At 62.8% G+C, this 20,547-nt stretch carries 15 protein-coding genes; 8 read left to right on the top strand and 7 right to left on the bottom strand.

What is annotated here, in order from left to right:
• Nucleotides 1–18 precede the first annotated feature (18 nt).
• Together ACZ9IU_RS19150 and ACZ9IU_RS19145 are read left to right on the top strand one after the other, a co-directional pair.
• Entirely contained in the window at nucleotides 19–723 is a 705-nt protein-coding gene (locus ACZ9IU_RS19150) for a GntR family transcriptional regulator (RefSeq protein ID WP_038545893.1), read from the top strand.
• The gene (locus ACZ9IU_RS19145; protein ID WP_498957622.1) at nucleotides 650–2,737 is read left to right on the top strand and encodes an alpha-glucosidase; all 2,088 of its coding nucleotides are present in this window, start codon (nucleotides 650–652) and stop codon (nucleotides 2,735–2,737) included. Before ACZ9IU_RS19150 ends, ACZ9IU_RS19145 begins: the two co-directional genes overlap by 74 nt.
• A gap of 200 nt (nucleotides 2,738–2,937) precedes the next feature.
• Here the strand turns inward: ACZ9IU_RS19145 and ACZ9IU_RS19140 are convergent, their stop codons facing one another.
• The 3 genes from ACZ9IU_RS19140 to ACZ9IU_RS19130 are packed head-to-tail and all read right to left on the bottom strand — an operon-like array spanning nucleotide 2,938 to nucleotide 5,934.
• A complete protein-coding gene (locus ACZ9IU_RS19140) occupies nucleotides 2,938–3,579 on the bottom strand; it encodes a ThuA domain-containing protein (protein WP_038545888.1) in 642 nt (213 codons plus the stop codon).
• 17 nt (nucleotides 3,580–3,596) lie between these two features.
• Nucleotides 3,597–4,700, bottom strand: a complete 1,104-nt coding sequence (locus ACZ9IU_RS19135; RefSeq protein ID WP_038545885.1) for a Gfo/Idh/MocA family protein — start codon at nucleotides 4,698–4,700, stop codon at nucleotides 3,597–3,599.
• Nucleotides 4,701–4,734: 34 nt separating this feature from the next.
• Nucleotides 4,735–5,934 (bottom strand): ROK family transcriptional regulator, encoded by a 1,200-nt coding sequence (locus ACZ9IU_RS19130; RefSeq protein ID WP_038545882.1) that lies wholly within the window; start codon nucleotides 5,932–5,934, stop codon nucleotides 4,735–4,737.
• Between the two features lie 232 nt (nucleotides 5,935–6,166).
• Here ACZ9IU_RS19130 and ACZ9IU_RS19125 point away from each other — a divergent pair, with 232 nt between their 5' ends.
• The 4 genes from ACZ9IU_RS19125 (at nucleotide 6,167) to ACZ9IU_RS19110 (ending at nucleotide 10,479) form a co-directional block, all read left to right on the top strand.
• Nucleotides 6,167–7,462: an ABC transporter substrate-binding protein gene (locus ACZ9IU_RS19125; protein ID WP_038545877.1), complete on the top strand. Its 1,296-nt coding sequence runs from the start codon at nucleotides 6,167–6,169 to the stop codon at nucleotides 7,460–7,462.
• A gap of 120 nt (nucleotides 7,463–7,582) precedes the next feature.
• Nucleotides 7,583–8,509 (top strand): carbohydrate ABC transporter permease, encoded by a 927-nt coding sequence (locus tag ACZ9IU_RS19120; RefSeq protein WP_038549680.1) that lies wholly within the window; start codon nucleotides 7,583–7,585, stop codon nucleotides 8,507–8,509.
• A gap of 79 nt (nucleotides 8,510–8,588) precedes the next feature.
• Nucleotides 8,589–9,386, top strand: a complete 798-nt coding sequence (locus ACZ9IU_RS19115) for a carbohydrate ABC transporter permease (RefSeq protein ID WP_155414659.1) — start codon at nucleotides 8,589–8,591, stop codon at nucleotides 9,384–9,386.
• 22 nt (nucleotides 9,387–9,408) lie between these two features.
• Nucleotides 9,409–10,479, top strand: a complete 1,071-nt coding sequence (locus tag ACZ9IU_RS19110) for an ABC transporter ATP-binding protein (protein WP_038545874.1) — start codon at nucleotides 9,409–9,411, stop codon at nucleotides 10,477–10,479.
• A gap of 23 nt (nucleotides 10,480–10,502) precedes the next feature.
• Here ACZ9IU_RS19110 and ACZ9IU_RS19105 read toward each other — a convergent pair whose 3' ends face one another.
• The 4 genes from ACZ9IU_RS19105 to ACZ9IU_RS19090 all read right to left on the bottom strand — a co-directional run bounded on the left by ACZ9IU_RS19105 (nucleotide 10,503) and on the right by ACZ9IU_RS19090 (nucleotide 15,422).
• Nucleotides 10,503–11,123, bottom strand: coding sequence for a nucleoside triphosphate hydrolase (locus ACZ9IU_RS19105; RefSeq protein WP_038545871.1), 621 nt, complete (start codon nucleotides 11,121–11,123; stop codon nucleotides 10,503–10,505).
• 106 nt (nucleotides 11,124–11,229) lie between these two features.
• Entirely contained in the window at nucleotides 11,230–13,542 is a 2,313-nt protein-coding gene (locus ACZ9IU_RS19100) for a xanthine dehydrogenase family protein molybdopterin-binding subunit (RefSeq protein ID WP_038545868.1), read from the bottom strand.
• A gap of 91 nt (nucleotides 13,543–13,633) precedes the next feature.
• Nucleotides 13,634–14,629, bottom strand: coding sequence for an MDR family oxidoreductase (locus tag ACZ9IU_RS19095; RefSeq protein ID WP_038545865.1), 996 nt, complete (start codon nucleotides 14,627–14,629; stop codon nucleotides 13,634–13,636).
• A gap of 34 nt (nucleotides 14,630–14,663) precedes the next feature.
• The gene (locus ACZ9IU_RS19090; RefSeq protein WP_038545862.1) at nucleotides 14,664–15,422 is read right to left on the bottom strand and encodes a FadR/GntR family transcriptional regulator; all 759 of its coding nucleotides are present in this window, start codon (nucleotides 15,420–15,422) and stop codon (nucleotides 14,664–14,666) included.
• A gap of 163 nt (nucleotides 15,423–15,585) precedes the next feature.
• Here ACZ9IU_RS19090 and ACZ9IU_RS19085 point away from each other — a divergent pair, with 163 nt between their 5' ends.
• Both ACZ9IU_RS19085 and ACZ9IU_RS19080 read left to right on the top strand, forming a co-directional pair.
• Nucleotides 15,586–17,067, top strand: a complete 1,482-nt coding sequence (locus tag ACZ9IU_RS19085) for an FAD-binding oxidoreductase (RefSeq protein ID WP_437179028.1) — start codon at nucleotides 15,586–15,588, stop codon at nucleotides 17,065–17,067.
• On the top strand, nucleotides 17,068–20,544 hold the full coding sequence (locus ACZ9IU_RS19080) for an indolepyruvate ferredoxin oxidoreductase family protein (protein WP_038545859.1): 3,477 nt from the start codon (nucleotides 17,068–17,070) through the stop codon (nucleotides 20,542–20,544).
• Nucleotides 20,545–20,547: the final 3 nt, after the last annotated feature.

The following is a 20,547-nucleotide window of genomic DNA, read 5'->3' as shown; positions in this document are numbered from 1 at the left end:
GGGGAGGGGGAACGGCTTATGGACAGTTATCCGGGCAGCCTGCCGATCTATCTGCAAATCGCCGAACTTCTGGTTCGCGACATCGCGGCCGGCCGGCTTGTCGACGGAGAGAAGCTGGCGCCGGAGCGCGACATGGCGGTGCAGCTCGGCATTGCGGTCGGCACGCTGCGCAAGGCGCTGGCGGAACTGCAGAACCGCGGGCTGCTGGAACGGGTGCAGGGGTCCGGAAACTATGTCCGGGCGATCAGTGATCCGAAGAGCGTTTATGCGATGTTCCGGCTGGAACTGATCCAGGGCGGCGGTCTGCCGACCGCGGAATTGCTCGATGTGATGCGGCTCGACAAACCCAAGGACTTGCCGAGGTTCGGCTTTTCGCCGGAAGGGCATCGCATCCGCCGCATTCGTCGGCTGTCGGGCAAGGTCGCGGCGCTCGAGGAGATCTGGCTCGACGGTTCCTATGTGGCCGCGATCACGCCGGAAGACCTGTCGGAATCGCTTTATCTCTACTACCGCACGCGGCTGGGCCTCTGGATCGTCCGAGCGGAAGACAAGATCGACCTCGACACCGTGCCCGACTGGGCGCCGCCGGCCTTCGGCCAGAAGCCGGGCGCGCCGATCCCCCATGTGCTGCGCATGAGCCAGGCACAGGATGGCGCCCTGGCCGAGGTTTCCCGCACATGGTTCGACCATTCCGTGGCGCGATACGTATCGCGGCTGCGGTAGACAACAATCGAGTACCGACAAGATGAAATTCGAGACGACACAAGACGGTTTTTCCATCTCGCTGAACGGCCGCAGCATCCTGCGGCACAGTGCTGCCTCGCCCTGCATATTCGTCGGCCATGGGCAGGAGCGGATGGACATGTACCGCGGCAATTTCGAGGTCGAGGATTACATCGTCGAGCGCAGCGCATTGCGCCATGCGGATGTGGACGGCAACACGATCAGCCTCTCGGAGGCCGAGGGCCGGGCGCCGCGGCTGGAGCTGACGGTCTCGGAAACCGCCGTGCATTTCCGCTCATTGGACGAGGCGATCAACCGCTTCTGGATCCGAATTCATGCGGACAATGACGAGCATGTCTGGGGTGGCGGCGAGCAGATGTCCTATTTCGACATGCGCGGACGCCGCTTTCCGCTCTGGACCTCGGAGCCCGGCGTCGGCCGCGACAAGACGAGCGAGATCACCTTCAAGTCAGACCTGAAGGACAAGGCGGGGGGCGATTACTACAACACAAACTACCCGCAGCCGACCTATATTTCCTCGGCGCGCTATGCGCTGCATGTGGAGACGACCGCCTATTCCGTCTTCGATTTCCGGCGCAAGACCTTTCACGAGATCGAAACCTGGGCGGTGCCGGAGCGGATCGAGCTGTTTGCCGCACCGAATTTCGCCGAGTTGGTCGAGGCCCTGTCTCTGCGGTTCGGGCGGCAGCCGGAACTGCCGGACTGGGTCTACAAAGGCGCGATCATTGGCCTCAAGGACGGCGTCAATTCCTTCGAGCGGCTGGAAAAGATGCGCAATGCCGGCGTGCAGGTCTCCGGTCTCTGGTGCGAGGATTGGGTCGGGCTTCGCCAGACCTCGTTCGGATCGCGGCTGTTCTGGGACTGGCAGGCGAATGACGAGCGTTATCCGGACCTGCGCCAGCGCATCGCCGACCTGAACGGCGAGGGCATCCGCTTCCTCGGTTACGTCAATCCCTATCTCTGCGTCGACGGCTCGCTGTTTCCGGAAGCGGAAGCCGCGGGTTATTTCGCCAAGGATCCGCTCGGCCGCACGGCGATCGTCGATTTTGGCGAATTCGATTGCGGCGTCGTCGATTTCACCAACCGGCAAGCGGCTGATTGGTTCGCCGAGGAGGTCATCGGCCGCCGTATGCTGGATTTCGGGCTGACCGGCTGGATGGCCGATTTCGGCGAATACCTGCCGATCGATGTGGAGCTTGCGAACGGCATCGATGCCAAGCTGATGCACAATGCCTGGCCGACCCTCTGGGCCGAAGTCAACGCCAAGGCGATTGCCAGCCGCGGCAAGACAGGCGAGGCGCTGTTCTTCATGCGCGCCGGCTTCACCGGCGTGCAGAAACATTGCCCGCTGCTCTGGGGTGGCGACCAGTCGGTGGACTTTTCGCGCCATGACGGGCTCGTCACGGTGATGTGCGCAGCCCTCTCGTCTGGCCTGCTCGGAAACGCCTATCACCATTCCGATATCGGCGGTTATACGAGCCTGTTCGGCAATGTCCGCACCCCGGAACTGCTGATGCGGTGGGCCGAGATGGCGGCCTTCACGCCGGTTATGCGCAGCCACGAGGGCAACCGGCCGCGCGACAATATCCAGATCGACCAGGACCCGGAAGTGCTGGAGCATTTCGCCCGGATGACGCGGATCTACGTGCATCTGACGCCGTACCTGAAGACGCTGTCCAAGGAAGCCGCCGCCCGTGGCCTGCCGGTGCAGCGGCCGCTCTTTCTGCATTACGAGCATGACTCGAAGACCTACGCCATTCAGGATGCCTATCTTTACGGCCCGGAACTGCTGGTGGCACCGGTCTGGCATGCGGCGCAGGATGTGCGGAACGTTTATCTGCCGGAAGGGGCGAGGTGGGTGCATGTGTGGAGCGGCGTCGAATATGCAGGCGGGGAAGAGGTGACGGTTGCGTCGCCGATCGGTTGTCCGCCGGTGTTTTATCGGACGGATGCGGCTTTTGCGGAGATGTTTGCGGCGTTGAGGGAAATGTGAGGGTGCGGGCCGGTGCGGCAAGCTCCCACTAATCTCCCCCCTTGAGGGGGAGATGTCACCGAAGGTGACAGAGGGGGGTAGCGACGGTGCGGCAAACGCAGTGGCGGAAGAATATGCCGAGAAGTCACCCCCCTCTGCCCTGCCGGGCATCTCCCCCACAAGGGGGGAGATTGGTGTGCCGCACGGTCGTCAATTCCGCCTCAACGCGCCGCCCAGTTGGCACCGCGGCGGAAGATCGTCTTCATTTGCGGCACGTCGAATTCCTTCGCCTGGTGGCCGAGGGAGGAATAGAAGACGCGGCCCTCTCCGTATTTCCGCTTCCAGACGACCGGCATGACGACGCCGTCGATCCAATAGGCATGGTCGCCGGTAAACGTCGTCGTCGCCAGCACCTCGTTCGAGGGGTCGACATGCATGTAATATTGCTCGGACGTGTAGGGGAAATCGGCGATACCCTCCATCAGCGGGTCGTCGGGCCTCGTGATGTTGACCGTATAATCGATGATATTGCCGGGATGGGCGACCCACTGGCCGCCGATGATGAACTGGTAGTCGACCGACTCGCGGAACGCGTCGCCGGCGCCGCCGTGATAACCGGCGATGCCGACGCCGTTCTGGACGGCCGCAGCGAGGTTCTTCACTTCTTCCTTCTCGATTTTCGACATCGTCATGATCGGCACGATAAGGCTGAGGTCATGGATCGAGGGATCGGCGAAAGCCTCCGTCGAATGCTCGAGATAGACCTTGAAACCGTCTTCTTCGAGCATGTCCTTGATGATTTCGGCACATTCCTGCGGTTCGTGGCCGCTCCAGCCGCCCCATACAATGAGTGCTTCACGCATTTATTCGTCCTCCAGAATTATTTCGCCAACTGGCCGTCGACGAGTGATTCCGACAGCGGAGCGGGCCGCTCCGTGGCCGTGGTGATCTTGATCGTGCGTCCCTCGGCGGAGGCCGTATGAAACGCTTCCATGACCTCCAGCACGTGCAGCGCCAGGTCGCCATTCGCCCGGTGCGGGCGGTTGGAGCGGATCGCGTAAGCCAGGTCCGCAACGCCGATCGAGCGATAGTTGCCGTCCGCATAGGGCAGGGTCACGGGCTGATCCTCGAACTGGCCGCCCTTCTTCAGGTAATCGACCGGCCCGGCGAAGCGGTTCGGGTCCGGTACGATCAGTGTACCCTCGGTGCCGTAGACTTCGAGCGGCACATGCTTGTGGCCGGCGACGTCGAAGCTCATGCCGATCTGGACGACCGCGCCGTTCGCAAAGGCCATGACACCGGCCACATGGGTCGGAACATGTACCGGAATGCGCTCGCCGTTGCGCGGCTCGCTGGTGATGATGCGCTCCTTGCGGGGCGTCACCGCGAAACCCGCCACCTGCGACACGGGGCCGAGCAGGTTGACGAGGTCGGTGATGTAATAGGGACCCATGTCGAGCATCGGACCGCCGCCGACCTCGTAATAGAAGGCGGGGTTCGGGTGCCAGCGCTCGTGGCCAGGGCACATGAATGTGGCGGTGCCGCCGACCGGAATCCCGATGACGCCCTGGTCGATCAGCTCGCGGGCGGTCTGGTGGCCGCCGCCGAGGAAGGTGTCGGGGGCGGCACCGATGCGCAGGCCCTTGGCCTTTGCGGCCTCCGCCAATTTTTTCCCTTCCGCGAAATTAATCCCGAGAGGTTTTTCCGAATAGGTGTGCTTGCCCGCATCGAGCGCCTGCAGCCCGACGGCGACATGCGCCTTGGGGATCGTCAGGTTGACGATGATCTCGACCTTCGGATCGGCGAGCAATTCGTCGACCGTACGGGCCCGGAGGTTGAATTCGGAGGCTTTCGCCTCGGCCAGATCGCGGTTGAGATCGCCCAACCCGCGGATATCGAGGATCGGAAAAGCGGATGTCATCGCCTTCAGGTAGGCGCCCGAAATATTGCCGCATCCGATGATGCCGATACCGACTTTGTCCATTGTTTCCTCCCGATGAATGCTGATGCTTGGCGCGTCAGAGCGCCGGCCCGGTGGTGCTCCAGGGCGATTCGTAAAGTTCGTAAAGTGCTACGGCCGCCGCTCCCTGCGCCCAGAAATCATCCGTAGAATCGTCAAAGACGAGTTCGCTGACGCCTTTCAGCGACGGCGGAATGGCGAGCGCATAGGCATCGCGCAGGCTGTTCAGGAATGGTTCGCCGAGCGCCAGCGACGAGCCGACGAGGATGACCCGTGGTGGCGCAAACAGCGTCACGATATTGGCGATCGTCAGCCCGACGGCCTCGCCGGCGCGAACGGCCGCGGCGATCAGCCGGTCGTCGTCGGCCTGGATGAGCGCCTGGACATGGGTCATGCCGCGGCCGAGCCTCACTGCTTCGGCAAAACGTCCGTCCGCCTGCTGCTCGCCGAGGATGGCGCTCTCGCCCGCCTGGCTCGAAAGCCGCACGATGCCTTGCGGACCGGTGCCGAGCACGAGATCGCCGAGATTGTGGCTGAGGCCGCCGGCACCGCGGAAAAGCCGGTTGCCATGCAGCACGCCGAGACCAAGCGTCTGTTCGAGCGAGATCAGGACCATATCCTGCAGATCGCGGGCCTTGCCGAACCAGTGATGGCCGAGCGTGATGGCATGTGCGTCACTCTCGACGATGGTCGGCGTCGAGAGGCGCGTCGACATTTCGGTCGCAAAATCGATGTTGATCTCGCGAAAGATCGGGCTTGAACGGACATGCCCGGTACGGTGTTCAATGACGCCCGGAAGCCCCAGGCAGACGCTGTCGACATCCTCCAGCGACAGGCCGGCATCGACGACACAGCGGCGCACGCCGTCTTCGACGAGATCTGCGATGACTGCGATCGGCTGCCGGTCGATACGGATCGGCAGGGTGAGCTTGGAGAGCACGTCGCCGCGGAAATTCGTGACGACGAAGACCATGCGGCTTGCGGCGATCTTGGCGCCGACGACGCGGGCGGCATCCGGATTGACCTCCAGCATGACGCGCGGCCGGCCGCGCACCGCCTCGTTGCGGATATCACCTTCGTGGCGGGTCAGGATCAGCCCATCATCGAGCAGGGAAGCGGTGATGGCGGAAACGGTGGTCGTGGAGAGTTCCGTGCGCTCGGAAATTTCGACACGGGAGATGGGACCGCGCCGCCGGATCGTATCCAGCACGCTGAGGCGATTCATCGCACGCATGAGTTCCGGATCGGCGGTTTTCATCTGTTCTGCGCACTCGTCGGCTTCTGCACCGAACTGCTATTTAATTCGAGGTGCAAATTAAATTCGCTTTGTTCTAGAGCCGATTTTGTGCGACATGCAATAGGTAAAAGCAGCAAATGGCGCATTTTTTGCCAAAATTGGCCAATCTCGTCCAGGGCTATTGACAGATGCGTTGGGCTTGCCGATTATTTAATTCGGATACAGGAATAAAGCTTTGGGAGGAGCGCCTTCAATGTCCAACAGATACTACAGGATGCGTCTGATTTCCGCGACCGCTGTTGCTCTCGCGGGTGGGCTGTTTACGGCCAGCGTCGCTGCAGCGGACAGCGTCATTCGCTGGATGCATGTCGAGCAGGTGCCGGCGAACATCACGGTCTGGAACCAGATCGCCAGGGATTTCGAGGCCAAGCATCCCGGCGTCAAGGTCGAGATGCAATTTCTGGAAAACCAGGCCTTCAAGGCGAAGCTGCCGACGCTTCTGCAATCGAAAGACGCGCCAAGCATCTTTTATACCTGGGGCGGCGGCGTCCTCAAGGCGCAGTCCGAGACCGGCACGCTGCGGCCAATCAATGCGGCGATCGACGCGAACGGGGGGGAATGGCGCAAGTCGATCAATGCCTCCGCCGTCGATGGCCTGACCTTTGACGGCAAGGTCTGGGCTTCGCCCGTCAGGACCGGCCTCGTTTCCTTCTATTACAACAAGGAATTGTTCAAGAAGGCTGGCGTCGACGCCTCGAAGATCGCGACCTGGGACGATTTCCTCAGCGCTGTCAAAACGCTGAAACAGGCCGGCGTGACGCCGATCGCTGGCGGCGGGCGGGACAAGTGGCCCCTGCATTTCTACTGGAGCTATCTCGCTATGCGCGAAGCGGGGCAAAAGGGCTTTGCCGACGCCAAGGCCGGCAAGAACGACGGCTTCGCCGGCAAGCCTTTCGTCAAGGCAGGCGAGCGCATGGCGGAACTCGGCAAACTTGAGCCATTCCAGAATGGCTATCTGGGTGCGACCTGGAACGATGCGCTTGCCACGTTCGGCGATGGCCGTGCCGCGCTCATCCTGAGCTTCGAAAATACGCCGGCGACGCAGGCGTCGAATTCGACGAGCCGCAAAGGCCTTGCCGACGACAATATCGGCCGCTTCCCGTTCCCCGTCGTCAGCGGAGGGCCCGGCGTGACCACCGACAGTTTCGGCGGTCTCAACGGATGGGCCGTCACCAAGAATGCGCCGCCTGAAACCGAGGAATTCCTCCGCTACATGGCAAGCGCCGACGTGCAGAAGCTTCTCGCCAGGGATACGCAGATCATGCCCGTTGCCAAGGGTGCGAGCGAAGCGATCTCGAAGCCGCTGCTGAAGGAAGTTGCCGAAGCTCTTGGCAAGGAAACCTGGCACCAGAACTTTCTCGATCAGGATCTCGGCCCCAATGTCGGTGCGATCGTCAACGACATCAGCGTCGAAGTGGTCTCCGGCAGCATGAAACCGGCTGCCGCGGCGCAGCAGATCGAGGACGCCTACTCCCTCGAACGAAAGTAAGCGCAGCGCCGGCGCTCCCGCTCCCCTAAGGTTCCAGCAACCCTGGGAGCGCCGGTTCCCGTCCTCGCCTGACGGCGTCTCGCAGCCCGAAAGGCTCGAAAATCGATGAGCGATATGCTGATGTCTGCCAATGCCGTCCCTTCCGGGAATACACTTGTGGTAGCGCGGCGCCGCAAGCGTTCTCTTGCCAACAGCAAGTGGCCGGTGCTGATCCTGTTCCTGCCACCGGCGCTTCTTCTGTTCACGGTGCTGGTCATTCTGCCCATGGGCGAGGCCGCCTGGTATTCCTTCTATAACTGGAACGGCTATGGCAGCCCGACCCAGTGGGTCGGCTGGCGCAACTACCAGCTCATTTTCCGCAATAGCGCCTTCACCCAGGCTTTGATCAACAACGGCCTGATCGTGCTTGCCTCGCTTTGCGTGCAGGTTCCGCTGGCGCTCTGGCTGGCGACGATGATCTCCAGCCGGATCAGGGGTGCGCTGTTCTTCCGGCTGATCTTCTTCCTGCCCTACGTGCTTGCGGATGTTGCAGCAGGGATGATCTGGCGTTTCGTTTATGACGGGGATTTCGGTCTCGTCGCCGGTATCTCGCATTTCATTGGCGTCGAACCACCCTTCTGGCTCGCCGACCGCGACCTGGCAATGTACGCGATATTGGGCGTCATCGTCTGGAAGTATTTCGGTTTTCACATGATGCTCTTCATCGCCGGCCTGCAGGCGATCGACAAGAGCGTGCTGGAAGCGGCTGACATCGACGGTGCGACCGGCTTCCAGAAGTTCCGGCTTGTGACGCTGCCGCTGCTCGGCTCCACCGTGCGTCTCTCGGTCTTCTTTGCGGTCGTCGGTTCGCTGCAGCTTTTCGACATGATCATGCCGCTCACCGGCGGCGGTCCGTCGAACTCGACGCAGACGATGGTGACGTTCCTGTACAATTTCGGGGTGACCCGCATGCAGGTCGGGTTCGGCAGCGCCGTCGGGGTGGTGCTGTTCGTGATCTGCGTGACGCTCGCCTTCAGCTACAAGCGGGTGTTCATGCGCAATGACTGATATCTCGACAGCACAGCCCATCGATGCCGCCAGCGCGCCGACGTCCGGCCAGCGGATCCGCGCCGGCACGCAGGTCTATATGTACATATCGCTGATCATCGTGGCGGCAATCGTGGTGGTGCCGCTCATCAGCACTGCGCTCGGCGGCTTCAAGACCCTCGGCGAACTGCGCGGCAATCCTTTCGGCCTGCCGACGGAATGGCAGTGGTCGAACTACACGGACATCATCATCAGCAAGCGCTATTGGCTGCAGATGAGCAATTCGCTGATCATCGCCCTGTTGACGGTGTTCCTGACATTGACCTTCGGTGCCATGGCAGCCTTCTGCTTCGCACATATCCGCTTCTTCGGCACCGATTATCTGGTCAACTATTTCCTGATCGGGCTGATGTTCCCGGCAGCGACGGCCATCCTGCCGCTCTACATCCGCATCCGCGATCTGGGGCTCATCGATACATATTGGGGCGTGGTGCTGCCGCAGGTCGCGTTCGGCATGGGCATGAGCATCATGCTGTTTCGGAACTACTTCCGCAATTTGCCGTCCGAACTCTTCGACGCGGCTTTCGTCGACGGCTGCGGCTATATGCGCTTCTTCTGGCACATCACGCTGCCGCTGTCGCGGCCGATTATCGCCACCGTCGGCATCATCTCCTTCGTCAGCAGCTGGAACAGTTATATCGTGCCGCTGATCATGCTGAATTCCGAGAGCCGTTACCCCTGGCCGCTCGGCATCATGATCTATCGGGGCGAATTCAGCACCGAATGGCAGCTGGTGCTGGCCTTCATCACGCTCACCATCCTGCCAACCATCATCGCCTTCTTCCTGGCCCAGAAGCACATCATCGCCGGTCTGACCGCCGGTGCGGTGAAGTCCTGAGCCCCGACCCGGAGTAACTCGCATGGCATCCGTCGAACTCAGACAAGTCCGCAAGGCCTATGGGGCACTCCCGGTCATCCATGGCGTGTCGCTGGCGATCGAAGACGGCGAGTTCGTCGCGCTGGTCGGTCCGTCGGGCTGCGGAAAATCGACGCTGTTGCGGATGATTGCCGGGCTTGAGGAAATCACTGCCGGTGAGGTCATTATCGACAACGCGGTGGTCAACGAGCTGACCCCGCGCGAGCGCAACATCGCCATGGTGTTCCAGTCCTATGCGCTTTATCCGCATATGACGGTTGCCGAAAACATGGGCTTCAACCTGCGCCTTTCCGGAACCCCGAAGCCGGTGATTGCCGAACGCGTCGCCGAAGCCGCGCGCATGCTCGACCTGATGCCGCTTCTCGATCGCAAGCCGGCGCAACTTTCCGGCGGCCAGCGTCAGCGCGTCGCCATGGGCCGGGCGATCGTCCGCAACCCGGCCGTCTTCCTGTTCGACGAGCCGCTTTCCAATCTCGACGCCAAACTGCGTGTGCAGATGCGCGCCGAGATCAAGCAGCTGCACCAGAAGGTCGGGACGACATCGATCTACGTCACCCACGACCAGATCGAGGCGATGACACTCGCCGACCGCATCGTCGTCCTCAATCAGGGAAAGGTGGAGCAGGAAGGCACGCCGATGGAACTTTACAAGAAGCCGGCCAACCTCTTCGTTGCCGCCTTCATCGGTTCTCCGGCGATGAACCTTCTCGACGGCACCGTGGACGGTGATGGCGGCGAACCGTCCGCTCGCCTTGGCGACGGAACCGCGATCCGCATCGCGCCGGATCGCAAGGTGAAGCGTGGCCAGGCGATCAAGGTCGGCCTGCGTCCGGAGCATCTGAGCCCCGGCGTCGGGGGTACTGCGCTTGCCGGGCAGACGCTGCTGGTCGAGCCGACCGGCGCACAGACCCATATCATCTTCGACCTCGCCGGCCACCCGGTCGTCGCCATCGTCGACGGCGAATATCCGGCCCGCTACGGCGCGCGATTTGAAGCCAACATCCCGGCCGAACAGGTGCATGTCTTTGACCGGGAAACGGGAGTGGCCCTCTAGTCCGGCATTGTCCGCAACAGGTGTCAAAAGCTTTCGAGCCTGATGTCGGCTGGCCGTGAGTGGGTGAGGATGTAGCGGCCGTTCGGCAGGTCGTTGCCGTCAAGTTTCCAGGCAATCGCGGCTTCATCAAGCCCGTAATGGACCCAGCGGGCCTTGAGCCGCTCGCGGAGCACCTCCTCCGAAGGGCCGACAAAAATGGTGAAGTCGAACATTTCGGCAAGCCGCGACCAGGGCGCTTCGTCGATCAGCAGGTAATTGCCTTCCGCCAGAACGATATGAGTATCGGGCGAGATCGGGCGGGCCGAGGCGATGGCGATCTCGCGCGATCGATCGAAGACCGGCACCAGTACCTCCTCGTCTCCCTGCCGCACCGCCTTGAGGATGTCGGCAAAACCGCGCACGTCGAAAGTCTGCGGTGCTCCCTTGCGGGACAACAGGCCGCGGGCTTCCAGGATACCGTTATCCATGTGGAAGCCGTCCATCGGCAGGACTTCGGCCAGTTCGCCGCGCGCCAGCAGGGCTTCGTGCAGGGCGTCGGCGAGCGTGGATTTTCCGCCGCCCGGCGGGCCGGCGACCGCAACGATGAAGCGCCGGCTATTTTTGGCCCGGTCGATGACGGTGTCGGTGATGTCGTCCAGTGTCATTTGCGTCGACGCCTCGTATTTCATCTTGTCGAAATGAACTTCTAGCGTCCCGCAATGCGTTCAGGCAATCCACGAAGGCATGGATGCGGCGCGCGCGGATGAGGTCTTATCGAGCGCTCTCCCTGGCCACCTTCAGGGCGTCCCAAACCCTGTAAGGTGTCGCGGGCATATCGAAATCCTCGACGCCGGCCGAGCGAAGCGCATCCAGGATGGCGTTCATCAGCGTCGGCAGCGCCCCGGTCGTGCCGGCCTCACCGCCGCCCTTGACGCCGAGCACATTGGTGGGCGAGGGGGCCGGCAGGTCGAGGAAGCGGGGCGTCGGCATGAAATCGGCTCGCGGCATGAAATAATCCATGAAGCTGGCGGTCAGCATCTGGCCGCTGTCGCGGTCATAAACGATGTGCTCGCCAAACACCTGGCCCGCGCCCTGGGCGAGGCCGCCGTGCATCTGGCCTTCGAGCAGCGTGTGGTTGATGACATGGCCGGCATCGTCGACGCCGATATAGGACGTGACTTTCGTGTCGCCGGTATTGGGGTCGATCTCCACTTCGGCGACATGCACGCCGCCGGGGAAACTGCGCTCCGGCTGGATCGAGGCGAGCGTATCCAGCGCATTGCCCTCCGGCGTGACGTTGCGGGCGGCGAGTTCCAGGAGCGAGATCGACATGTTGGTGCCGGCCACTTTGTAATGGCCATGGTCGAATTCGATATCGGTTTCGGACGCTTCTAGAGTCTCAGCGGCCAACTTCAGGCCCTTCTTCACCACCTCGCGGGAGGTGATCGTCAGCGAGGCACCGTGGGAGGCCATGGTCCGCGATCCCATCGTGCCGGCGCCCTTGAGCTTGTGGGGCGCATGGACGCTGTTGGCGCGCAGGTTGATCAGGTTCTCGTCGATGCCGAGTTCCTTGGCGACCAGCCGCGGCAGCACCGTCTCGTGCCCCTGGCCGGCAGAGCCGGACAGCGTGTAGAGCGTCAGCGTACCATCCGCCTCGAAGCGGATCTCGGTTTCTTCCGGCATATGGCCGCCGCCGGACGGCTCGACGAAGACGCCCATGCCGATGCCGCGCAGATTGCCGCGTTTTTCCGACTCCTTGCGGCGGGCTTCGAAACCTTTCCAGCCGGAGACCGAGACGGCTTCCTCAAGCATCGCGACATAATTGCCGCTGTCGTAGACGGTGGTCGGTGTCTTGTAGGGGTAGGCATCGTCGGGGATCAGGTTTTTCCGGCGGATCTCTATCCGGTCCATGCCGAGATCGCTGGCGGCCTGATCGACCAGCCGCTCGACGAAATAATTGATGTCCGGACGGCCGGCGCCGCGATAGGCGGCGATCGGGGAGGTATTGGTGAAGGCGAGGCGGTTGAGCCCGAAGACGGCGGGAATACGGTAGCAGCCCGTGCCGGTCAGCATCGGGTTCAGGACGTTGATCAGCGCACCGGCCGGCGAATGGTAGGCGCCGAGATCGCAGACGACGTTCATACGGATGCCGAGGAATTCTCCGGCTTCGCTGAGCGCCATCTCCCCGGTGAAGCGGACGGCGCGGCCGTGATAATCGGCAAGGAAGCTTTCGGTGCGGCTGGCGGTCCAGCGCACCGGCCGACAGAGCTTCTTGGCGGCAAGCATGATCGCCGCATATTCCGGATAGGGGGCGCCACGGATGCCGAAGCTGCCGCCGACATCACCCATGTGATGCCGCACTTTTTCCGGTGGGTGGCCGGTGAAACGGGCAAGGCCATCGGCGAGGCCGGTGCCCTGGCTGGCGGAATAGACGTCGAAGACCTCCGTCTCGGCGTCGTATGCCGCCATGAAGGATTTGAGTTCGAGAGGGTTGGCGGCAACGCGCTGCGACTCGACCGTCAGCGTCGAGATATGCGCGGCCTTGGCGAAGGCTTCATCGGCTGTCGCCTTGTCGCCGAAACTGTGCAGGAAGACGAGATTACCCGGCACATCGTCGAAAAGCTGCGGCGCGCCGTCTTCCAGCGCGGCCTCCGGATCGACGATCGCCGGCAGGTCCTCGTAGTCGACCGCGATCAGCTCGACCGCATCGGCAGCCGCTTCGGCACTGTCGGCTACGACCATGGCAACCGGTTCGCCGACGAAACGGACGCGGTCGGTCGACAGAGCATGGCGGTGCGGTGCCTTGATCTTCATCCCATCGACGCCGGGGAAGGAGACAAGCGGGCCGGGGGCGATCAGGTTCGCTTCGAGCGCATCCTTGCCGGTCAGCACGATATGGACGCCCGGTGCGGCGAGCGCCGCCTCGACATCGATCGAAACGATGCGCGCATGCGGCTGGTCGGCTCTCAGGAATGCGGCGTAGAGCTGGTTATCCAGCACCTTGTCTGCGGTATATGCGCCTTGGCCGGTAACAAGTCTTATGTCTTCCCGGCGACCGGTGAAGACCTCGTGATCGCTGCTCAAAACCACTCTCCCACGCCATGCAATTTTCTGCCGGAGATATCTCTACCGCCTCTGGCCCGCGAATGGAAAGCCGCCTCTGGTATACCTTTTTCTACTTTGTCACATCGATCACCACACGCCCGCGGATTTTCCCCGCAATAATATCCTCGGCGAGTTGCGGCAGGTTGGACATCGGTTCCGTCGTGGTGATTTCCGAAAGCTTGGCGGGATCGAGATCGCGGGCGAGCCGCGCCCATGCCGACAGCCGCTGTTCGCGGGTGGCGATGACGCTGTCGACGCCGATCAGCGTTACGGCGCGCAGGATATGCGGCAGCACGGTTCCCGGAAGGTCGGCCCCGCCGGCAAGGCCGCAGGCGGCGATGGCGCAGCCACGCATCGTCTGGGAGAGCGCGTTGGCAAGCGTGGTCGAGCCGACGCTATCGACGCCGCCCGTCCAGCGTTCCTTTTGCAGCGGGCCACCCTTTTCGGCGAGCGCCGCTCGGTCGATGAAGTTGGAGGCGCCGAGCGAGGCGAGGTAGTCGTGGGTTTCCGGACGGCCGGTTGAGGCGGTGACGTTGTAGCCGCAGGCGGCCAGCAGCGCGATTGCCACCGAGCCGACGCCTCCGGCCGCACCGGTGACCAGCACTTCGCCCTCACCGGGCTTGATCGAATCCCATTTTTCCAAGGCATCGACGCAGAGTGCTGCCGTATAACCCGCGGTACCGATTGCCATCGCCTGTTCCATCGAAAACGCGTCGGGCAGGCGGATCAGCCATTCCGGCTTGACCCGCTGGTAGCGGCCGAAGGCGCCCCATTCTGTTTCGGACAGACCCCAGCCGTTCAGCACGACCTTGTCGCCGGTTTTCCATTCCGGCGAGCGGGATTCGACGACGGTGCCGGAGAGGTCGATGCCGCCGACCATCGGCATGCGCCTGGCGATGCGGCCCTTGCCTGATATCGCCAAGCCGTCCTTGTAGTTCAACGTCGAATAGGCGATCTCGACCAGCACGTCGTTGTCGGGAAGGTCGGCGATCGAGATCTCCCTGAAAACGCCTTTCGGCTTGCCGTCGACGGCGTCGATGACCATGGCGGTAAAGGTCTCGGTCATGTCTCTCTCCCGATATCGTGGCGATGTTGGTTTTTTAAGCTGAGGCCTGTGCGGCGGCATCGCGCCTGGCGCGCGCGTCGAGCACGGCGGAATAACTTTCGCGCACATAGGCGAGCAGCCGCGCCAGCGCATCGGCGGCCCTGGCATCCTCGCGACTGCGCACCGCGTCGACGATTTCCTGGTGCAGCGAGGCGACGTGGCGGCGTTCGCGGACGCGGAAGACGATCATGTTGGTGATCGGAATGAAGGCCTCGATGACGGTGTACATCATCAGTTTCAGCGGGCCGTTGCCGGTCGATTCCACCAGTGCTCTATGGAAACGCACGTCCGAAGCGCAGAAATCCTCGTCGCTAACAGCCTCGTCGAGCTGTACCGCGATCTCCGCTTCCATCGCAGCGAGATCGGCTTCGCTGCGGTTTGCGGCGGCCAGCCGGCAGCAGACGGCTTCTGTTTCCAGCCTGGCGGTGATGATCTCTTCGATGTCGAAGGCGCCGATGCCGACCAGCAGGGTGGCGGCGCCGGTAATCGCCTTGGAAAGACCTTCCGGATCCGGCCGCTTGACGAAATTGCCGCCGGTTGGGCCGCGTTTGGAATGAATGAGATTTTGGGCGGCGAGGCGCTTCAAGGCCTCGCGCACCGTCGGGCGGGAAATGCCGAAGCTTCGGGCAAGTTCTTCCTCGGTCGGCAGGCGTTCGTCGATCTTCAGCCGGCCGTCCATTATCGCCGAGCGGATGTTGTCGGACACTTGCCTGGCGATGCCCGTGCGGACAACCTCGTCGTATTTGAGGATCATGTCATCCTTCCCCGCGTATCCTGATCCGCATATTCCTGGGACCAGTCTCCTGGCTATAGTGATGCCATGGGAGCGGTGAAAAGGCTACTGCTTTTTAAATATAGGTTTGACAAATAGGGGAATGGGAATAACCTCGCCCCCAAGAAACAAGGGGAATGAGAGAATGGGCGCAATCGCATTCGGCGATGCTGGAGCGCAGGGTAGCGAAGCAGGCATCGCGGAGGAGAGCACCTTGTCCTTCGATCGCGTGGCCCATCTTCTCTCCAGCCTCGAAAGCCGGCTTGACGCCGCTGCGATCCTCACCGGCGATGCGATTTCGGATGGTTATGCCGCCGATGCGACGGCTCGAGGTGCACGACCTGCGGCCGTTCTGCGTCCGCGCAATACCGAAGACGTTTCCGCCATTCTTTCCGCCGCCAACGAACTCCGCCAGCCGATCGTCGTGCAGGGCGGCCGCACCGGGCTATCCGGTTCCTCCAGGCCGGTCGAGGGCGAAGTCTCCATCTCGCTGGAACGGTTGACAGGCATCGAGTCGATCGACGTCGCGGCACAGACGATGATCGTCAAGGCTGGCACGCCGCTGCAGGTAGTGCAACAGGCGGCGAGCGACGTGGGCCTGTTCTTCGGCGTCGATATCGGTGCGCGCGGCACGGCCACGGTCGGGGGCAATATCGGCACCAATGCCGGCGGCATCCGGGTTCTGCGTTACGGCATGTATCGGGCGCAGGTCATGGGGCTTGAGGCGGTGCTGCCGGACGGCACTATTCTCTCATCGCTGAAAGGCCTGCCCAAGGACAATTCCGGCTACGACCTCAATCCGCTGTTCATCGGAACCGAAGGCACGATCGGCGTCGTCACGCGCGCCTGCCTGAAACTGCATCCGAAACCGCAGATCGAGCGCAACGCCTTCATCGCCCTGCCGTCGCTGAAGGCGGCGCAGGATCTGCTGGCGCGGCTGCGGGTCGAACTCTCCGGCCTCATCTCAGCCTTCGAGGCGATCTTTCCGAACGTCTACGAAGGCACCGTCGACTACATGGGGATCCGTCCTCCCGTCGAAAAAGGGGTGGGCATGTATGCGATGGTCGAAATCCACGGCCAGGCGCCGGATCAGGACAACGAGCGGTTCGAGGCGGCGCTTGCCGCGGCTTTGGAAGACGGGCTTGCCACCGACGTGGTGCTCTCCAATTCGCTGCGCGAGTTCAACGGGCTGTGGGGCATTCGCGACGGCATCAACGACTACCTTTTCGGCAATGGAGTGACGATCGGCTTTGATATTTCCGTGCCGCTGTCCCGCATGCAGGAATTTCTCGACAGGGCAGCGCTCGCCGTCGACGAGATCGACCCGGAGGCGCGGACCTATATCTTCGGCCACCTGGGCGACGGAAACCTGCATTATTGCATGTTCAGCCAGCACGAGAAAAAGGTGGCCGAAGCGATATTCTCGGGCATCGAGGCTGTGGGCGGCGGGGTTTCCGCCGAACACGGGATCGGCACCGACAAGGTGAAATACCTGAAATACGCCCGCAGCGAAGCCGAGATCGCCACGATGCGCCGGCTGAAGACGGCCTTCGATCCGAACTACATTCTCAATCGCGGCCGGGTCTTCGAGGCGCCGGTTTCGGTGCTGCAGGCGGAGCACGCATAGATGTCGATCCATACCGCGCCGGAAAAAAGCCCCTCGGACAGCAAGGTCAGCCTCGACGACCGCTACACGCTGGAAAAGGGCCGCATCCTGGTGTCGGGTACGCAGGCTCTCGTGCGCCTGCCGATGATCCAGCGCCAGCGCGACCTGGCGCGAGGCCTGAATACGGCCGGTTATGTTTCCGGTTACCGTGGTTCGCCTCTCGCCGGATTTGACCGTGAGATGGCGCGTGCGAAAAAGTTTCTCGATGCAGCGCATATAAAATTCCATCCGGGCCTCAACGAGGATATGGCGGCGACCGCCGTGTGGGGCACGCAGCAGACCGGCATGTTCCAGGGCTCGCGCTACGACGGCGTGTTCGGCATGTGGTACGGCAAGGGGCCAGGCGTCGACCGCAGCATGGACGTGATTCGCCATGCCAACGCGATCGGCACCAACCCGAATGGCGGTGTGCTGCTGCTGGTCGGCGACGACCACGGCGCGGTTTCCTCCACCCTGCCGCACCAGAGCGAGCACAACCTGATCTCGGCCATGGTGCCGCTGCTGTCGCCGGCTGGTGTCGGCGAATATATCGAATACGGCCTGCTCGGCATCGCGATGAGCCGCTATTCCGGCGCCTGGATAGGCTTCAAGTGCCAGACCGAGATCGTCGAATGTTCGGCGACGGTCGATCTCGATCCGGACAGACCGCAGATCGTCATTCCCGACGAGACCTTCGCACCGGATGGCCTGGCGCTGCGCTGGCCAGACGGGCCGCATGCGATGGAACTGCGGCTCGAGCGCAAGATGCTCGCCGTTCAGGCTTTTGCCCGCGCCAACAGGCTGGACCGTGCCATCTGGGGGGCCACGGGCCGCGCCCGTCTCGGGATCGTCTCGACCGGCAAGTCCTGGCTCGACCTTCTGGGCGCTCTGGCGCTGCTCGGCATCAACGAAGCCCGCGCGGCGGAACTTGGTATCGCGCTCTACAAGGTCGGGATGGTCTGGCCGCTGGAGCCGCAGGGAATCGCGGATTTCGCCTCCCGCGTCGACGAACTGCTCGTGGTCGAGGAGAAACGCTCGATCCTCGAAGACCAGATCAAGGCGCAGCTTTTCAACCTGCCCACGGAGCGGCGTCCCCGCGTGTTCGGCAAGGCCGGCGAGAACGGGGCGACGTTGCTGCAGGCGATTGGCGAGATCGGCACATTGTCGGTCGCCAAGGCCATCATCTCCCGGCTCGGTCATCTCGATGAGGCGCTGCAGGCCAAGGCGCGTTTCGTGGAGGAAATGTCGATCGCCATGGGCGTCGAGGCGACCGCCCTGAAGCGCGAGGCCTATTTCTGCTCCGGCTGTCCGCACAGCGTCTCGACCCGACTGCCGGAGGGAAGCCGCGCTTCCACCGGCATCGGCTGCCACATGATGATCATCGGCAACGAGGACCGCAATACCTCGACCTTTACCCAGATGGGCGGCGAGGGCGGTTCTTGGATCGGCCTGTCGCCCTTCACCGACGAGAAGCATATCTTCGTCAACATGGGCGACGGCACCTATTTCCATTCGGGCCTGCTTGCCATCCGCGCGGGGATCGCTGCGAAGGTCAACGCCACCTACAAGATCCTCTACAATGACGCGGTCGCCATGACCGGCGGCCAGAAGCATGACGGCGACGTCACCGTGCCGGGCATTGTCGGGCAGATGTTGGCGGAAGGTGCGGCGCGCGTCGTGGTGGTCGCCGAGCGGCCGGAGGTCTGGCAGGGTAATCTGCCGCGCGAAGTCTCCATCCATCACCGCGACGAACTCGACGCGGTGCAGCGAGAGCTGCGCGACATCCCCGGCGTCACCGTCCTGGTCTACGACCAGGTCTGCGCCGCCGAAAAACGCCGCCGCCGCAAGCGCGGCGCCTATCCAGTCTCGGACAAGCGCGCCTTCATCAACGAACTGGTCTGCGAAGGCTGCGGCGACTGTTCCGCCGTCTCCAACTGCATCTCGATCGAGCCGCAGGAGACCGAATTCGGCCGCAAGCGCCGCATCAACCAGTCGAGCTGCAATACCGATCTTTCCTGCATCAAGGGCTTCTGTCCGAGCTTCGTCACCGTCGAGGGCGGCAGCATCCGCAAGCCGGCGGCGAAGTCGAAGGTGGTGAAGACCGAAGACCTGCCGCTGCCCACTTTCACAGCGCCTTTCGAGACGCCCTACAGCATGCTACTCGCTGGCATTGGTGGCACGGGCGTCATCACCGTCAGCGCCATCCTTGCTCAGGCCGCCCTTCTCGACGGGTTGGCGCTGGTGACGCTCGACCAGACCGGGCTTGCGCAGAAGAACGGTTCCGTCGTGTCGCATATCCGGCTGGCGAAGGACCCGGCGCAGATCAATGCCGTGCGGGTCGGCCCCGGTGAAAGCGACCTCGTGCTCGGCTTCGATATCGTCGTCGCCGCGCAGAAGAATTCGCTTGCCTCGTTTGCGAAGAACAAGACGCGCGCCGTCATCGACGACCATTTTGCGCCGACAGCTTCCTTCGTGAAGGATACGACGATCGATTTCCGTCAGGAGGCGACGCTCAAATCGTTGCGGCGTGCTGCGGGGGAAGATGCCGTCGAGACGGTTGCCGCGACGGATATGGCAACCGCGCTGCTGGGTGACGCGATCGCCGCGAACATGTTCCTGCTGGGTCATGCCTGGCAGCGCGGGCTGGTGCCGATCAGCCTTGCCGCCATCGACAAGGCGATCGAGCTTAACGGCACGGGCATTGCCATGAACCGCGCCGCCTTCGGTTGGGGGCGTCGGGCGGCGGTGGATGTGGAGGCCGTTGCGCGTGCGGCGGGCCTCACCAAGTCGGAGCCGAAGGCCGAGACGCTGGAAGAAATCGTCGCGCGTCGCACCGCCTTCCTCACGGACTACCAGAATGCGGCCTATGCGGCGCGTTATGCCGCTCTCGTGGATGTCGTGAAATCAGCCGAGGCGCAGCTGCGCGGCGTGACCGGTTTTGCCGAAGCGGTGGCGAAAAACGCCTTTAAGCTGATGGCCTACAAGGACGAATACGAAGTTGCCCGGCTGCATCGGGACCGGAGCTTTGAAAAGAAGCTTGCCGAGCAGTTCGAAGGTGATTTCAAGATCAGGCATCATCTGGCGCCGCCGATGATCGCCAAGATCGACCAGCGCACCGGCCATCCCGCCAAGATCGCCTTTGGCGCCTGGATCCGCCCCGCCTTCGGGGTTCTCGAAAAACTGAAATTCCTGCGCGGCACGGCCTTCGATCCCTTCGGCCGCACGGCCGAGCGGCGGATGGAACGGCAGCTGATCGCAGACTATTTTGCACTGGTGACCGAGCTTTCCGCCGGGCTCGATGCCAGCAATCATGCGCTTGCTGTCGAGCTTGCCGGTCTGCCGGACATGGTCCGCGGCTTCGGCCATGTAAAGCTTGCCTCGATCACCAAGTTCGAGAAGCGCAAAGCCGATCTCCTTGCGAAATGGCGGGCGAGGGAGCCGCTCGTCCATGTCGCGTAACAG

This window comes from Mesorhizobium sp. USDA 4132 (assembly GCF_056279545.1).
Note: the sequence above shows the minus strand (reverse complement) of the source record. Positions and strands in the feature narration are given on the sequence as shown.

Excerpts from the sequence above, each read along its gene's own strand:
- ACZ9IU_RS19150 (WP_038545893.1), top strand. The coding sequence starts at position 19 with ATGGACAGTTATCCGGGCAGCCTGCCGATCTATCTGCAAATCGCCGAA.
- ACZ9IU_RS19145 (WP_498957622.1), top strand. The coding sequence starts at position 650 with ATGGCGCCCTGGCCGAGGTTTCCCGCACATGGTTCGACCATTCCGTGG.
- ACZ9IU_RS19140 (WP_038545888.1), bottom strand. The coding sequence starts at position 3,579 with ATGCGTGAAGCACTCATTGTATGGGGCGGCTGGAGCGGCCACGAACCG.
- ACZ9IU_RS19135 (WP_038545885.1), bottom strand. The coding sequence starts at position 4,700 with ATGGACAAAGTCGGTATCGGCATCATCGGATGCGGCAATATTTCGGGC.
- ACZ9IU_RS19130 (WP_038545882.1), bottom strand. The coding sequence starts at position 5,934 with ATGAAAACCGCCGATCCGGAACTCATGCGTGCGATGAATCGCCTCAGC.
- ACZ9IU_RS19125 (WP_038545877.1), top strand. The coding sequence starts at position 6,167 with ATGTCCAACAGATACTACAGGATGCGTCTGATTTCCGCGACCGCTGTT.
- ACZ9IU_RS19120 (WP_038549680.1), top strand. The coding sequence starts at position 7,583 with ATGTCTGCCAATGCCGTCCCTTCCGGGAATACACTTGTGGTAGCGCGG.
- ACZ9IU_RS19115 (WP_155414659.1), top strand. The coding sequence starts at position 8,589 with ATGTACATATCGCTGATCATCGTGGCGGCAATCGTGGTGGTGCCGCTC.
- ACZ9IU_RS19110 (WP_038545874.1), top strand. The coding sequence starts at position 9,409 with ATGGCATCCGTCGAACTCAGACAAGTCCGCAAGGCCTATGGGGCACTC.
- ACZ9IU_RS19105 (WP_038545871.1), bottom strand. The coding sequence starts at position 11,123 with ATGACACTGGACGACATCACCGACACCGTCATCGACCGGGCCAAAAAT.
- ACZ9IU_RS19095 (WP_038545865.1), bottom strand. The coding sequence starts at position 14,629 with ATGACCGAGACCTTTACCGCCATGGTCATCGACGCCGTCGACGGCAAG.
- ACZ9IU_RS19090 (WP_038545862.1), bottom strand. The coding sequence starts at position 15,422 with ATGATCCTCAAATACGACGAGGTTGTCCGCACGGGCATCGCCAGGCAA.
- ACZ9IU_RS19085 (WP_437179028.1), top strand. The coding sequence starts at position 15,586 with ATGGGCGCAATCGCATTCGGCGATGCTGGAGCGCAGGGTAGCGAAGCA.
- ACZ9IU_RS19080 (WP_038545859.1), top strand. The coding sequence starts at position 17,068 with ATGTCGATCCATACCGCGCCGGAAAAAAGCCCCTCGGACAGCAAGGTC.